We start from the raw sequence: 12,423 nt of genomic DNA, 5'->3' as shown, positions 1-12,423 counted from the left end.
GGGAGAGTCAGACCTCATCGCGGTGCCCGTCAGATTGGGGGCAGCAGGGTGAGGTGTCCCTCGGTCCCTTCGGGTAGCCGCTGGCGTCGTACGGGAACGGACGAGGCGAGGGACGAGGCGAACGCGGCGACGAGGTCGTGGGGGACGCTGGCGCTGAAGGTCGCGCACCACAACGGTGCCCCGAGGATCGGTTCGGCCCATGCCTGCCAGCCGGGCAGGTCGGGGCGCGGGTCGGCGTCGAAGACGTGCTCCGGCACCGTCTCCAGCGAGAAGTTGGCGGTGAAGCTCGGGTCGTTGGCGGCGGTGTGGGGGCGGTCGATGTCGCGGTGCCAGCCTTGCCGGGTCAGCGCCTCCAGCACCGCCTGGGGGCCGGCGAGCGGGGTGTGGGGTTCGGCGCGGGCGTCGAGCGCTCCAAGGAAGTCGGCGATCGCCTCGGGCGGGGTGCCGCAGGTGACGTAGGTGTTCCATTCGCGCAGCGCACTCGTGGGGTGGGAGCGTGCGGCGATCTGCCAGGCCACGGGAAGGCCGCCCAGTGCGAACGGATAGCTGGCGCGGACCCATTCAGCGCCACACAGGCCGTCGGGGCTGACATAGAGCAGGGTCTGGCGGGCGGTCGGCCACATGCGCCAGCCCGCGCTGGTGAGGGCGGCGCCGACCAGGTCGGCGAGGGCGTCGTCGTCGCCGGCGAGGTGCCGCGGGGAAACCCACCAAGGCGGTGGGCCCGAGGGGTCGGGGTTGGATGGGCCGGGGAAGGGGTGCGGGTTCAGCGGCGCCTCCGTGATGCTCGGGGGTGGTTCAGCGGTCGCCGCCGTCGGGGCGGGCCGCCCTGCGACGACTACGCGGGGGCGCGGCGGTCGGCTCCTGCCACGTCAGCTGGACTGCGACCTCGGGCGGAAGATGACCCAGCTGGTCGCCGTCGGCGAGGAAGACCAGCCGGTGCCCGTTCTCATCCCGGGTCGCCACCGCACCGGCGATGCGGTGGGCCATGGGAAAGAACGGATTGACCGCCAACCGCACGGTCGCCTCGCGGTCCAAGGCGGACAACTTGTCGATTAGCTCCCCAACCGTCAGCTCAGGGGATTCAGGATTCAACGGGTCCAACGGTTCTCCTTAAGGCACGGAAGCGGGAGTGGGGGGCGTACGGGCGCAGGGTGAACCAGGCTCACCCTGCGGAGTACGCGAAGCAGCGGACGGGTTCACCGAGGGCGGGAGGCGGCGAGAACTGCGGCCACGGCCGCAGCGACGACCTGCGCTGGCGTCTCCGTGTCGAAGCTGACGTGGTAGCCGGGGGCTTGGGCAGTGCCGGTGACGGCGATTTTCCAGCCCTCCCGGTCGGTGCCAGGACGGCCCGTGGGGAACCAGCCGAGATAGAAACGCCCATCGTGGGAGTTGATGTGAACATCGGCCCGATCGTCCACGACCAGTTTGCAGTCGGCGTCGGTGAACTGGTCCGTCACGAGCGTCGGCTGCCTGGGGCCAAGCTGCCAGGAGCGCATCCGCAGCGCCTCGACACTGGTGGAGAAGCCGGGCGGGGAAAGATCAACGGTCACACGCGATCACCTTCCTGACCTGCTATTTCCCTACGCGTCGTCCACGTTGACATGCCCCTGCCCGCTCGCACCAGCCCTTTCGCGATCTTCCCTGTCTGCCCCCGGCGAACTGTCAAAAATATGGGCGGAATGCCCACATCGCGCCCCAAGCACAACCCCACCCACCCTGAGCTCGTGAACACATGTTCGATTATCATCGCGGTCGGGGGGAAGCGGAACGGAACTGGGCCGGGTGCGGTCTGGCTTCGGGCATCGTGTGGTGCCCGGAGCGTGAGCGCGGTCCGGGCGTGGATGGGAAAGAGGCGCAGGTATGTCGATCAAGGCGGATGTGCGGGCGGAGCGGCGGCTGCGGTCGCGGACGCGGGCGTTCACGGTGGGGTCGGCCAGCGGGCATCTGACCGTGTCGCAGACCTCCGGCGGGGTTCCGGTGCGGGTGGAGATTCGGATGGCGAAGCAAGGCTCGACCCTAAACGGCCTGTTGGATCTGCTGTCCGTTTCCCTGTCCCGGGGGCTGGGGGCCGGGGTTCCGCTGGGTGATCTTCTGGGCGACTGCCTGTCCACCCGGTTCGAGCCTGCCGGGATGACCGACGATCCCCAGATCCCGCATGCCACGTCGGTCACCGACTACGTCGCCCGGCGTCTCGCCCTCGACTGCCTCGCCTACGAGCAGCGCCAGGAGTTGGGCGTCCTCACCCGGGAGGAACGCACGTCGGGAGAACAGCGGGTGTGGCCCCTACCCGCCCAGGTCGCACGCCCCCGCCACAGCTGACCGCCCGAGCGCCCGTCCGGGCACTTTCGGGGTATGCGTGAGGGCCCGGAGAATCCAGTGGATTCTCAGGGCCCTCAGTCGGTCTTGGTGGTGGCCGCTCCTGGGTCAGTCCTGGCCGGTCTCGGCGGCGTGATCGCCTTGGTTGTCGGGACGGCGGCGGCGGACGGCGATGACCGTTCCCGCGCCGGTCGCGAGGAGGAGCCCGGTTCCGCCGAGGAGCCAGGGCGCGGCGGAACCAGTGCGCGCGAGCTGGCCCTTCTCCATAGGCCGGCCTGCGGCGTGGCTGGTGTCCGCCGCCGTAGAGCCCGCAGTGGCAGAGGCGGGGGCGGTGGTGCTGCTGGATTTCTGCGAGGGCTCCGGCGTTGCTGCCCCTGTGGCGGTGGGGCTCGGTGAGGGCGCGGGGGTCGTGGGTGGCCTGGTAGCTGGCGGGGTGGTCTGCGGGGGTGTGGTCGGGGCGGTCCTTTTGACGCTGGTGTGGGTGAAAGCGAGCGGGGCACCGGGCTTGGCGGTGATCTTCACCGGCTTCGGGTTGAGGTGGTATCCGGCCGGGGCTCTGGTCTCCATGGCGGTGTACCCGGTGCCGGTGCGGGTGTTGACGGGCAGGGCGACTTGGGCGGTGCCGTCCTTGCCCGTCGTCAGGGTGAGTGTTCGGCCGCCGCTCTGGGGGGTGATGTTGATGATGGCTCCGACCAGGGGCTTCCCGCTGCCGCGGGCGGTCTTCTTGACCGTCAGGTTCGCGGGCTTGAACGGGTCGACGATGGTCAGGGGCACCGTGGTGCCGGGCGGGACGATGACGTCCTGGTCGGCGACAGTGTCGTGCAGTGGGCTGCCGCTGGACGTCTCCTTGAGCCGGTACAGACCGGGGGCCAGGGCCCGGAAGACGAGCTGCCCGGCGACATCGGTCGCGCCGGTACCCGCTTCCTTGCCGATGCTGTCCAGGAGGGTGAAGGCCGCGCCCGGGAGGAGGGCTCCGTCGGGGTCCTCCTTGAGGATCCGGATGCCTCCGGTCTCGGGCGCCGGATCGGGTGCGTCCCGGGGCGCCGTTTCCGAGGAGGAGGGTGCGGGTGAGGGGCGGACGGTTTCAGCGGAGGCGGTCGGCGCCCAGGCCAGGGCACCGATCACACCGGTGACGACAGCGACGACCGAGGCCCGGCTGCGGGAGATACGAAGACGCATGGGCAGAGAAGACTCCTAGACGAAAGCGAGAGCTGGGGGACCGGGTGCGACAGACGCGCACGGCGGTCGTGCTCCAGATGCTGAAACAGGGGACGAAGGTCGGCCCGGGGCCGGGCGGTCAGCGGGAGCGGCCCGAGCGCGGGGCCGGCGGAGGTGTAGCCGGTTGCGGTTGGGGCTCGGGCTTCGCTGGAGTGACACGGGCGGGCAGCCCTTGGGGGAAGTACAGGAAGTCCCTGGTGAGGATGGGGAGGTCCCGGACGGCGCGGGTCAGCGGCTGATCCTTCACGAGGGAGCTGGTGAGGGCGCTGATGAGAGGGACTGGCGTACCGGCGGTGAAGGTCGCCTTCCACACGAAGCGCTCGGAAGGCCGGTCCGGGAATCCGGCGTGGAACGCCCAGCTCCCCTGGGCTGCTCCGGCGTACCAGTGCCGGAGGACGGCAAGGTTGTCCTTGCTGCAGAACTCCTGCTTGCCTTCCCTCCACACGCTGTGACTCCAGCCCTCCGCGAGCAGCGAAAGGTAGCCCTCAACTGCGGGCGTGCTGTCGTCGAGGAGGTAGTCCTCCAGGTAGAGGGAGAGGAGCTCGGTGTGGAAATCGCGCAACACCTCCAAGGGTGTCGCGCCGGTGAAGGTGGCCCTCCACTCCGGCTGGCCGAAGGGCTTTTGGGCGGTGGTGGTCCAGGTGCCTCTGGAAGGGCTGCCGAGGTTGGGAAGGAATCCAGTCTGAACGCGCAGGCAGGGGCTGGAGGCGATCCGGTGGCCTTCGTCGGGCCGGTGCAGGGACCAGCCCTCCTCGAAGGGGAAGGGCCAGGCGCTCTGGAAGTCCGCACTGCCGGGCCCGGCCAGGTACCGGGGCATGACCTGCACCTCAGTATCCGGGCCGAGATCATCGAGGATCAACGAAGGGTCCTTTCCGTGGCAGAGGGAAGAACGGGCGTGGGGGTCGCTCAGGGGTGCTATCGGGCACGGGAGGCTGTTCCGGGGACGCGGGAGGGCACGGGCGTGGCGGGGCGCTTCGGTGAGCGGCCGGTGGGTTCGGGGGCGGGGAATCCCCACATGCGTGCGTAGGTGTGGACGGCGTGGGCGAGGGCGGTGAAGTCGCCTCCCTTCCAGGGTGGTTCGGCGCCGCCGAGGCCGGCGTGGACGACGTCCCGGTCATAGCTGCGAGAGGCGTCACGGGTGTGGAAGGTGCCGTGGTCCTTGAAGGACAGGGCGACGGCGTCGACGGTTCCCTGGTCGGGATGGAGGACACTCACCCGCAAACCGCCGTACTTGTGCTGATAGATCGTCTCGTAGAAGTCGATCCGCAGCCGCCGATGGGATCCGGGTGGCGGGGTTACGTAGAAGCTGTTCCCCACCACCGCGCCATCCAGCCCGTGGGGGAACGCTTCGGTGAAGAACTGCTCTGCGTGAAGGGACACATGAACTCCCGGTGGGTGCGAAGGGCCGCGGGACGGGCTGGGCCGGGCAGTCGGGCAGAGGGGGTGCTGGTGGTGGACCAGCGCGGGACGCTGACGGTGTGGAGGGCGGGAGGCTTCCGTTGGTAGATGCGGGCGAGGTCCCTCGGCGTGGGTGCGGGAGGGCGGACTGGTGTGATCTGGGCGTGGGCGCGGGTCATGAGGGAGAGTGCGCCGGACCAGCGCAGAACGGGTTCGGGGTCGACCAGAGCTGTCGCGGTGGTGGTGATGAACGCGGTGGGGGTGTGGGTGGAGAAGACGGCGTACCAGCCCACGCGTGGTGGGCCTCCCCACAGGCCCCATCGGGTGGCGTTGCTGGTCAGTTCGGCGTCAGGGTCGAGGGAGCCTCGCTGGTGCCAGGCTCCGGCGAGGCCGTCGGGCGCGGTCATCTCCTGGGGCCACCGTTCGTTGGTCACCGCCCAGTCGGCGTCCGCCAGCGGTGCCAGCACCGGCTGCGGATCGCTGTACTGGCCGATCCCACCCCTCAGGAACGAGTCGTCGTTCTGCTGGTAGGAATGGACGAGGGCGGTGGTGAACGCGGCGACGAGCTCCGTGGGGGCGTCGCTGCTGAACGCGGCGGCCCACTGGGGCCGGGCGAACTGGTGCTGGTAGGCGGCGATTTTCCACAGGGCGTCGTCATCGTCCTCGGGTAGGTAGCCGATCCGAACCCGCTGATCAGGCGCCTGAAGGTAGACGTTGCCCAACTCGTCGTCAGTCAGCTGCCAGCCGGCGTCGAGCGGGGGCTGCAAACCCACGTCACCGGTCGGTATCGAACCGGCAAGGTAGCGGGGGGCGACGTAGACGTCCCCGTCGAGGTCATCCACTGGCGCTCCGGGAGGCAGTCGGACTTGCCGCGTCGTGAGCAGCAGCGAAGGTTCGGTTCGCCTGGATCCACTGCCGCAGGGCCTGTGCGGGCGCTTGAGCGTCGGCGGGGAGTGGCTCCTGGGCAAGGAGGGGAAGGGTGGCCCGGACCCGGGTGGTGAAGTCGACGTGCAGGGCGGGGTAGGCGCTCGCGCGGGCCCAGCGGGCGAGCCTGTCGTACACGTCGGCTAGGTCGGAGCCGTGTTCGGTGAGCCGGTAGGCGGGCCGTCCCGCCTGCTGTCCGGCGCGCACGAGCCCGTGCTCGCGGGCCAGTGCGGAGCCGGCGCGGACTCGTGGGAGTGGCAGGTCGGTGAAGGTACGGCTGAGGAGGTGCCGGGCGATGGGGCCGTGGTCGTCGATCTCGGTGACCAGCCGGATCACCCCCGGATGGGCGAGCACCTCGACGGCTTGGGCGACTTGGATGGCAGTGAGCGTGGTGGCGGTCATCGGCGGTGGCCTCCTGCCGAAACCCCTGCGGAGGTGCGGGCCGGTATTTGGCGTTGGTGGGAGAAGAAACCGGCCCGCCACTGCGCCGACGGAGTGGTCTGCAGGGACGGTGGAACCTTCCCCGCGGTGACCGGGAGGGCCGGGGCTGAGGCCCACATCCCATCTGCGGGCTGGAACTGGGCTGGTGGCTGTCCCCACACGGGGTGGGTGGCGGGTTCTGTGAGGGGGCGTCCGGCGGCCCACGCGGAGAGGGCGCGGTAGACCGGGGCCAGGGCCAAGCCTGGCGGGGCGAGCCGGTAGTCGGCTTCCTCGTCATCGGTGTCGACGAGGCGGTCCTCGACCAACTGCCGCAGACGGGGATAGACGGCGCTGAGTCCGTAGCCGGGCATGGCGTCGGCGGCGACCGCCTTGGCGCTGGACGGCCCACGGGACTGGAGCGACCACAGGATCGGGGTGGCATGCCGGTGCGCGATCAGGACCAGACTGTCTTCGATGTCCTGGACAGCCCTGGTGGAGCGCGTACTTGTCGCGCCCGACGCGGCGGGGGTGGGTTGTTCGAGGTGGGTCTTGCCCCAGGCGGCGATCGCTGTGAGGACGGGTACCAGCTCGGTGCCGCGAGGGGAGAGGCCGTAGCTGACGTGGCGGGCGCCTTGTTCGGTGCGTTCGACCAGCCCCGCGTGAACCAGCCAGCGGAGCTTGGGGTGGAGCTGGCCGTCCTGCAACCACGGCAACCGAGCCCTGATCTCCATGTAGCGCAGGGGCCGTTCGGCGACGGTGATGAGGATCTGGACGTTCCAGCGCGGGGTGAGCATGCCAAGGGCTTCGATGACCCGCGTCAGGTCGGCATGGACAGGATGAGGCAGACCGGTGGGGATCAAAAGAGGGAACTCCATCGAGGTGAGGGCCGGTTCAGCGCGTACGAGCCGCAGCGGGGGCAGGGGCGGCCAGGGGTGCCGGGGCAGGCTCGGGCGCTGGCGGGGTGGGGATGCGGTGCAGGCTCTGCAGGACGGCGCTCAGCGTCTTGGCGTGTGCGTCGCGGACGGCGACCGCCTCGCCGATGCGGCGGGCGTTGTCGAGGAGGTGACCTGCGTCGAAGGCTTCGATCGACCGCTCGGGGTGGGCGAGTTGCAGCATCCGGTCGCGGTGGAAGGCGATGCTCCGCTCGGCGAGCTGGAGATCGGCCAGGCTGCCGAGGAGGGCGGTCAGCATGCTGTCGTGCGGGGCGGAGTCGGCGTGGGCTTCGAGTGCGGCGAGCGGCTGTCCGTACAGGGTCGCGATCCGCTCGGCCAGTGTTCGGGCCGTGGGATGGGGTGCGGTCAATCAGCGGACCTTCCCCGCGGGGTGCCCGGTCGCCCCGGCCCGTATCGGGGCCGGGGCGACCGGGGGCAAGGTGGTGGTGATCCTCGCCTGGGTGAACTCCACTGGCCGGCCTGCTGCTGGTGCGGGTGGTGGCATGGAACGGATGAGGCCCGTCAGTGCGGTGAGGTATCCGTCGCGGGCGCTGAGCGCGGCGTCCATCCACTGCGCGTCGGACCGCAGAGCATCCGCCGACAGTTCGCCCAGGTCGCGGCCAGGGCCGGTGGCCTGGTGCACGCGGTCGCGCACCAGGACCACCTGCTCCTCGGCCAGGACCAGGAAGGACCGCAGCTCCAGCGCCCGGCGGAGAGCGGCGGACGCCCCAGGCATGGTGGCGGCCACATACAGCTGGTGGACGGGGGCTCCGAACGCCTCCTCCAACAGGGCGTCCTGGCTGGAGGGACGCTTCGTGACGGTCACCGGGAGACCACCCGTGCCTCCGCTGGGGTTGCGGGACGCGCCGGAGCCGTGGTCGTAGGGGCCGGGCCCCGACGGGCAGCCGGGCTGCGGTTGCCGGGGACCTGCGGGTCGAGAAGGAGGCGCACGACCATGGCACGGCCGTCCCGGATGCCGACCGCCGAGTTCACCCGATGTGCCAACTCCATGGCTGAGTCGTTGAGTTCACCAGGTGCCTCGCTCATGAGGACGGTGACGAGGGCGTCCTCGGCCCGTTCCACCGCTTCCTGCGCCGTGGCGAGAAGGCCGTACCAGCGCACGGCCTCCGTCGCAGTCGGGCTGGCGTGCGGCGCGACCATCACCGCGCGCCGAAGCAGGGGCAGGCTCATCTGGAACCGTTCCTCGATCCGGGCCTCAAGCACGCCCATCACCTCACCGGAATCCTCGGACACCGGACACTCTCCTCTTCTCGTTCGGGTATGGCGGGGCGGGCTGCGGAGAGAATTGCATCACTTCAACGAAGAATTTCAGCGAGTGCCGCACCCGGGGCCAGGAGATGCTGTGGCTAGTAGCTGAGGCACATCCGGACCTCGCGATACACGTACGTGCCGGAAACCCAGCCCTTGACCTTCGTGGTCTTGTTGGTGATGTGGTGCCAATTGCCGCTGGTCTTATGGACGGTGAACCTCTGTCCCTTGTAGAGGATGCCGACGGCCGTGGACTTGGTGGTCGCCTTCGAGCGCATAGTGACGGCCTTCGTGCCGATCACCCACGGTCCGGGCCGGTCACACGGCCGGTGGCCGTGCTCAACCGCGGCAGCCGGAACGGCTGCGGTCGCGCTCGGCGCAGCGGCGAGAGGCAGAGTGAGCGCGCCGAGGACAGCGGCGCTGACGGCGAAACGGGATGAGCGCATAGGAAATCGGCTCCAAACAGGAATGGGGAAACGGAATAACACGCCGGGCGTAGTGCCGGGCGGGGCATTTCAAGAGTCCGCAGAATCCCCGATTTCCCGAACCGGGAGACCGCTGCTATATTCCGCCGACTACACCCACAGACAACTGAATTGACGCCCTGCAGACCCCTTTAGGCGGGTCGGGGGTCTGAGATGAGGGTTCAGCGTGCGCGGCCGGGCAGGGGCGCGGTGGGCGGTTGGGGCGGCAGCCCCGGCGCAGCGGTTCGGACCGCGGATGGTGGGGCGGGCGGCAGGGGGACGGCCTGGCCCTGCCAGTGGTTCTCCCACCAGCTGGTGGCCTCACCGAAGGTGGCGAAGCCTCCTTCGCGCAGGGTGTGTGTGAAGTCGGTGAGGTCGATTTCCTCCAGCAGCACCCGAAACGGCAGTGGTCCCGCCTCGTCCACGGCGCGCAGCAGCACCGTGATCTGCGGTGAGGCCGAGGTGTCGTCGGTGTAGCTGCTCAGGAGGGCGAAGTGGTCGCCGTCACCCATCAGGCGTTCTTCCAGGGCGCGGGTGGTGTCATCGGCCGGTGTGGTGCCCATGCCGTCGGGGAGGCGGCGGATGCTGTCGGTTGGGCAGCCGCGGGCGATGAGCCAGGACTGGGCCATGGCCGGCAGCGGCAGCGTGGCGTGCTCGAAGCGAAACGTCCGTGCTGCGGGGTCGCGTTGCAGGTGGAGGGCGATGAGCTGGGGCTCTCCTGGGATGCCCCAGGTGGCGGTTCTGTCGTGGAGGACGTAGTGGCTGTGGCGTCCGTCGTCGCGGTGGTGTTTCGCGAGCAGCGTCAGGTCGTACTCGTTGCTGGCGATGTGCAGCCAGAAGGCTCTGTCGACATGCGGGTTGACGGCCTTGTAGCCGTCGAGTCGGAAATCCGGCGTGGGTGAGGGCATGCTGGCTTTCGGAATGGGCGGTACGGGCCAGGGTTCCCAGTGCGGGGTCAGTGGCGGGAGCGGGTGGCTGGGGGCCAGGCTCCCGCCTGCGGAACGGGTCCACTGGCCGTAGGCGGACGGCGTGTTCCGACGAGGGCGCTGCGGCCGGTGTCAGTGAGGGTGACCGGCTGTCCGGCGTGGACCGGGTGGGTGGTGTCCCGTTCGACGAGTCCGGCCTGTTCCAGTCGCTGGAGCTGTTCGTATCCGACGCGGGTCCCGGATGCGGTGACCACGGAGAGCCGCTGGGTGAGGAGGTGTTCGTGGAGTTTGGCGCCCTGCGCGATGGCCAGGAGCGCGCCGACTTCCCGGGCAGGGAGATCCATGGTGCTGGCCGGAGCAGCCGTGCGGGCCGCTTCCTCGAAGGGTTCCAGCGAGTCCAGTACGGTCGTGTGCTGCTCGTCGCGGACGTCGACCGCTTCCCCCAGCTGGTCGACCGTGCGGTTGATCCGGTCGAGCAGTGCGTCGTCGACCGGGTACTCGCCCGAGACCAGGCGGTGGACCAGGACCCGGTAGAAGGTCACCTTGAATTCGGCCGCCGCGAGCGTTCGGTAAGCGTCCACCAGACGGGCGTGAGACTCGTCGAGGAGACCGGAATCGCGCTGGTCCCACAGGGCGTCGATGCTGTTGCCCACGGCGGCCTCGACGCGGTGGTCCAAGCTGGTCAGCGCCCTCGGCACCGGCTTGGACGCAGGGCTTGCGGGCGTGGCTGGAGATCCTTCCGAACCGGACCGCATCAGCAGCACCCCAGCACTTCGGTGAGCGCGGCACGGCGGTAGGACGCGCGGCGCCGGCCATCGGGCAGCGTGACGTCACGGGTGGCTATTCCGTAGGTAGAGAGCAGTTGGGCGAGGCGTGCTGGGGTGAGGTCGGCGTATCGCCCTCGTCCTTCCACGGTCCCCGGCAGGAGCCGCAGCCCGGCCAGCAGGTCGGGGGCGTCGCGCGTGCCCGGATCCCCGTACGCGACCTCACCGTGGTGGGACCCGGAGTCGTCGAAGCCCTCTTGAAGGGGGTCTTCTTCGTTCTCCGGGCAGCAGCAGTGATGTGAGGCGAACAGGACCGCGAGCTCGCGGTCCGCGCGATCGAGGTGCTCGGCGAGTGCTTCGAGGAGGCGCGCGTTGGCCTGCTGAGAGGCGCGGGAGGTGTCGAGGATCGCTTGGTGGCGGATCTCCTCGGGCCGCACCTCGGTCTTGTTCAGCAGCTGGTCGAGGATCGTGAAGCAGGTCAACGGGCAGGGCCCTTCGAAGTCGGTGTCGGTGCGGGGCGGGGTGGGTCGGGCATCCGCAGCCGCGGCATGTTCGCCGACGCTTTCGTCCCCGCGGAGGTGTGCGGTCCTGGCCTGGGCCTGCGGCCCTGTGGGGAGGGCAGTTGGGGGGACCGGGTGCGGGCGGCATGGGCCAGAGCGCTCATCGGCCGGCGGGTGACGCCCAGGCGGGCGCGGGCCGTGTCGTAGGCGTCCTGCCGGGCGCGGGGCCGCACCGCCACCACATGGATCTCGGCCCGGTGCGCCGACCCCGGTGGGGCGGGGCGCTGCGCGTAGACGACCCGCCACGCCGCGCGGTGATCCACGTAGAGCTTGCGGAACCCGGCGAGATCACCGACTAGCTTCCCGCCGAACACCTGTGCCGTGACCACGTCCTGGAGCTGGGCGAGCGCCAAGTCGCGGATGTCGCCCGGCGCGGCCAGGAGATCGGTCAGAGCGCGTGGGTCGAAGCTGAGGCCGAACGCCGGTGCCGGGTGCCCAGTCATGAACCAGCCCCGCCTGCCCGTGCGCCGGATTCCGCCGTTCCGGCGGCCGGAGCCTGGGTGCGGGCGGAGGGGTTCGGTCCGGCCAAGAGGCGGTGGGAGGGCCTGCCGGGGTCGGTCATGCACGCGGACAGGGGACCGCCCGCGGCGCGGATGGCTGCCATGGCGTGGGTGAGGAAGTCCCGGTGCCACACGAACAGTCCGGCGAGCCCCGCTTCGGGGTCCTTGTGCTGCTGGTAGGCCATCCACAGGGCGTGGAGCCAGGCGACGACGTCCTGGTGCTCCTGCCACCGCTCGCACCACGGAGCACCGGTGGTGACCTCCGCGCCGTAGGCGGGCATGAGGAAGTCGTCCACCCAGTCCGAGAGCGCGTCGAGTTCGTTCTCGTACTCCTCGCCGTCCAGCTCCAGGATCGGCTTCGGCTCGGGTGGTGCGGGAGCCGGCGCGGGCATGCCGGGCATCCCCGCGAAGCCGGTCATGCCTGGCATGCCGAAGCCGGGGAACGGGGCTGCTGGTCGGGGAGCGGGGCCAGGGTCGGCGGCGAGGCTGTCGAGCTGCCGTGCCTGCTCCGCCGTCTGATCCAGCAATTTACGAACGCTCGCCTCGATGGATTCCAGACCGGAATCAGGCAGCCGCACCGGTGGCATTTCCCCGCCACCTTGGGGTTGTGTGGATTCGGGCACGAAATGGGGTCTCCTTGAAGCCGCGGCCAGTGAATCGGTATAGCGGCAAGGATCCGAACGATTCCCGATTTCACGAACCGGGAATCGGCTGCTATATCTGCCCCGCGCA

The 12,423-nt window shown here is 70.0% G+C and carries 19 protein-coding genes; 1 reads left to right on the top strand and 18 read right to left on the bottom strand.

Features of this window, described 5'->3' with window-relative positions; all coding sequences use genetic code 11:
* Nucleotides 1-29: 29 nt before the first annotated feature.
* The 3 genes from OID54_RS33715 to OID54_RS33705 all read right to left on the bottom strand — a co-directional run bounded on the left by OID54_RS33715 (nt 30) and on the right by OID54_RS33705 (nt 1,496).
* Nucleotides 30-767: a DUF317 domain-containing protein gene (locus OID54_RS33715; protein WP_443055816.1), complete on the bottom strand. Its 738-nt coding sequence runs from the start codon at nt 765-767 to the stop codon at nt 30-32.
* A gap of 28 nt (nt 768-795) precedes the next feature.
* The gene (locus OID54_RS33710) at nt 796-1,092 is read right to left on the bottom strand and encodes a hypothetical protein (protein ID WP_443055815.1); all 297 of its coding nucleotides are present in this window, start codon (nt 1,090-1,092) and stop codon (nt 796-798) included.
* A 104-nt stretch (nt 1,093-1,196) separates the two neighbouring features.
* Nucleotides 1,197-1,496 (bottom strand): DUF317 domain-containing protein, encoded by a 300-nt coding sequence (locus OID54_RS33705; RefSeq protein ID WP_443055814.1) that lies wholly within the window; start codon nt 1,494-1,496, stop codon nt 1,197-1,199.
* Between the two features lie 364 nt (nt 1,497-1,860).
* On the opposite strand from OID54_RS33705, the gene OID54_RS33700 reads away from it, so the two are divergent.
* Complete coding sequence (locus OID54_RS33700; protein ID WP_329025824.1) at nt 1,861-2,319, top strand: TSCPD domain-containing protein; 459 nt, start codon at nt 1,861-1,863, stop codon at nt 2,317-2,319.
* A gap of 105 nt (nt 2,320-2,424) precedes the next feature.
* Here OID54_RS33700 and OID54_RS33695 read toward each other — a convergent pair whose 3' ends face one another.
* The 15 genes from OID54_RS33695 to OID54_RS33625 form a co-directional block, all read right to left on the bottom strand.
* Nucleotides 2,425-3,495, bottom strand: coding sequence for an MSCRAMM family protein (locus OID54_RS33695; RefSeq protein WP_329025823.1), 1,071 nt, complete (start codon nt 3,493-3,495; stop codon nt 2,425-2,427).
* Nucleotides 3,496-3,613: 118 nt separating this feature from the next.
* Entirely contained in the window at nt 3,614-4,351 is a 738-nt protein-coding gene (locus OID54_RS33690; protein ID WP_329025821.1) for a DUF317 domain-containing protein, read from the bottom strand.
* 98 nt (nt 4,352-4,449) lie between these two features.
* On the bottom strand, nt 4,450-4,854 hold the full coding sequence (locus OID54_RS33685) for a hypothetical protein (protein WP_329025819.1): 405 nt from the start codon (nt 4,852-4,854) through the stop codon (nt 4,450-4,452).
* Nucleotides 4,830-5,774, bottom strand: coding sequence for a DUF317 domain-containing protein (locus tag OID54_RS33680; protein WP_329025817.1), 945 nt, complete (start codon nt 5,772-5,774; stop codon nt 4,830-4,832). The genes OID54_RS33685 and OID54_RS33680 overlap by 25 nt, the downstream gene beginning before the upstream one ends.
* Complete coding sequence (locus OID54_RS33675; RefSeq protein WP_329025814.1) at nt 5,767-6,258, bottom strand: hypothetical protein; 492 nt, start codon at nt 6,256-6,258, stop codon at nt 5,767-5,769. Before OID54_RS33675 ends, OID54_RS33680 begins: the two co-directional genes overlap by 8 nt.
* Nucleotides 6,255-7,151, bottom strand: a complete 897-nt coding sequence (locus tag OID54_RS33670) for a winged helix-turn-helix transcriptional regulator (RefSeq protein ID WP_329025812.1) — start codon at nt 7,149-7,151, stop codon at nt 6,255-6,257. Before OID54_RS33670 ends, OID54_RS33675 begins: the two co-directional genes overlap by 4 nt.
* A gap of 16 nt (nt 7,152-7,167) precedes the next feature.
* Nucleotides 7,168-7,578 (bottom strand): hypothetical protein, encoded by a 411-nt coding sequence (locus OID54_RS33665; RefSeq protein ID WP_329025810.1) that lies wholly within the window; start codon nt 7,576-7,578, stop codon nt 7,168-7,170.
* Complete coding sequence (locus OID54_RS33660; protein WP_329025808.1) at nt 7,579-8,034, bottom strand: hypothetical protein; 456 nt, start codon at nt 8,032-8,034, stop codon at nt 7,579-7,581. It abuts the gene before it with no gap.
* Entirely contained in the window at nt 8,031-8,462 is a 432-nt protein-coding gene (locus OID54_RS33655; protein WP_329025806.1) for a hypothetical protein, read from the bottom strand. Before OID54_RS33655 ends, OID54_RS33660 begins: the two co-directional genes overlap by 4 nt.
* Before the next feature lie 113 nt (nt 8,463-8,575).
* Nucleotides 8,576-8,923 (bottom strand): SH3 domain-containing protein, encoded by a 348-nt coding sequence (locus OID54_RS33650; RefSeq protein WP_329025804.1) that lies wholly within the window; start codon nt 8,921-8,923, stop codon nt 8,576-8,578.
* A 200-nt stretch (nt 8,924-9,123) separates the two neighbouring features.
* On the bottom strand, nt 9,124-9,849 hold the full coding sequence (locus tag OID54_RS33645) for a hypothetical protein (protein WP_329025803.1): 726 nt from the start codon (nt 9,847-9,849) through the stop codon (nt 9,124-9,126).
* A gap of 47 nt (nt 9,850-9,896) precedes the next feature.
* Nucleotides 9,897-10,544 carry a hypothetical protein gene (locus tag OID54_RS33640; protein ID WP_329025802.1) on the bottom strand — a complete coding sequence of 216 codons (648 nt, stop codon included), beginning with the start codon at nt 10,542-10,544 and terminating at the stop codon, nt 9,897-9,899.
* Nucleotides 10,545-10,621: 77 nt separating this feature from the next.
* Complete coding sequence (locus tag OID54_RS33635) at nt 10,622-11,113, bottom strand: hypothetical protein (protein ID WP_329025801.1); 492 nt, start codon at nt 11,111-11,113, stop codon at nt 10,622-10,624.
* Complete coding sequence (locus tag OID54_RS33630) at nt 11,110-11,634, bottom strand: hypothetical protein (protein ID WP_329025799.1); 525 nt, start codon at nt 11,632-11,634, stop codon at nt 11,110-11,112. The genes OID54_RS33635 and OID54_RS33630 overlap by 4 nt, the downstream gene beginning before the upstream one ends.
* Nucleotides 11,631-12,215, bottom strand: a complete 585-nt coding sequence (locus OID54_RS33625; RefSeq protein WP_329027932.1) for a DUF4913 domain-containing protein — start codon at nt 12,213-12,215, stop codon at nt 11,631-11,633. The genes OID54_RS33630 and OID54_RS33625 overlap by 4 nt, the downstream gene beginning before the upstream one ends.
* Nucleotides 12,216-12,423 lie beyond the last annotated feature (208 nt).

This window comes from Streptomyces sp. NBC_00690 (genome assembly GCF_036226685.1).
GTDB lineage: Bacteria > Actinomycetota > Actinomycetes > Streptomycetales > Streptomycetaceae > Streptomyces.
The sequence above is the reverse complement of the archived record's forward strand: the minus strand, read 5'-3'. Positions and strand labels throughout refer to the sequence as shown.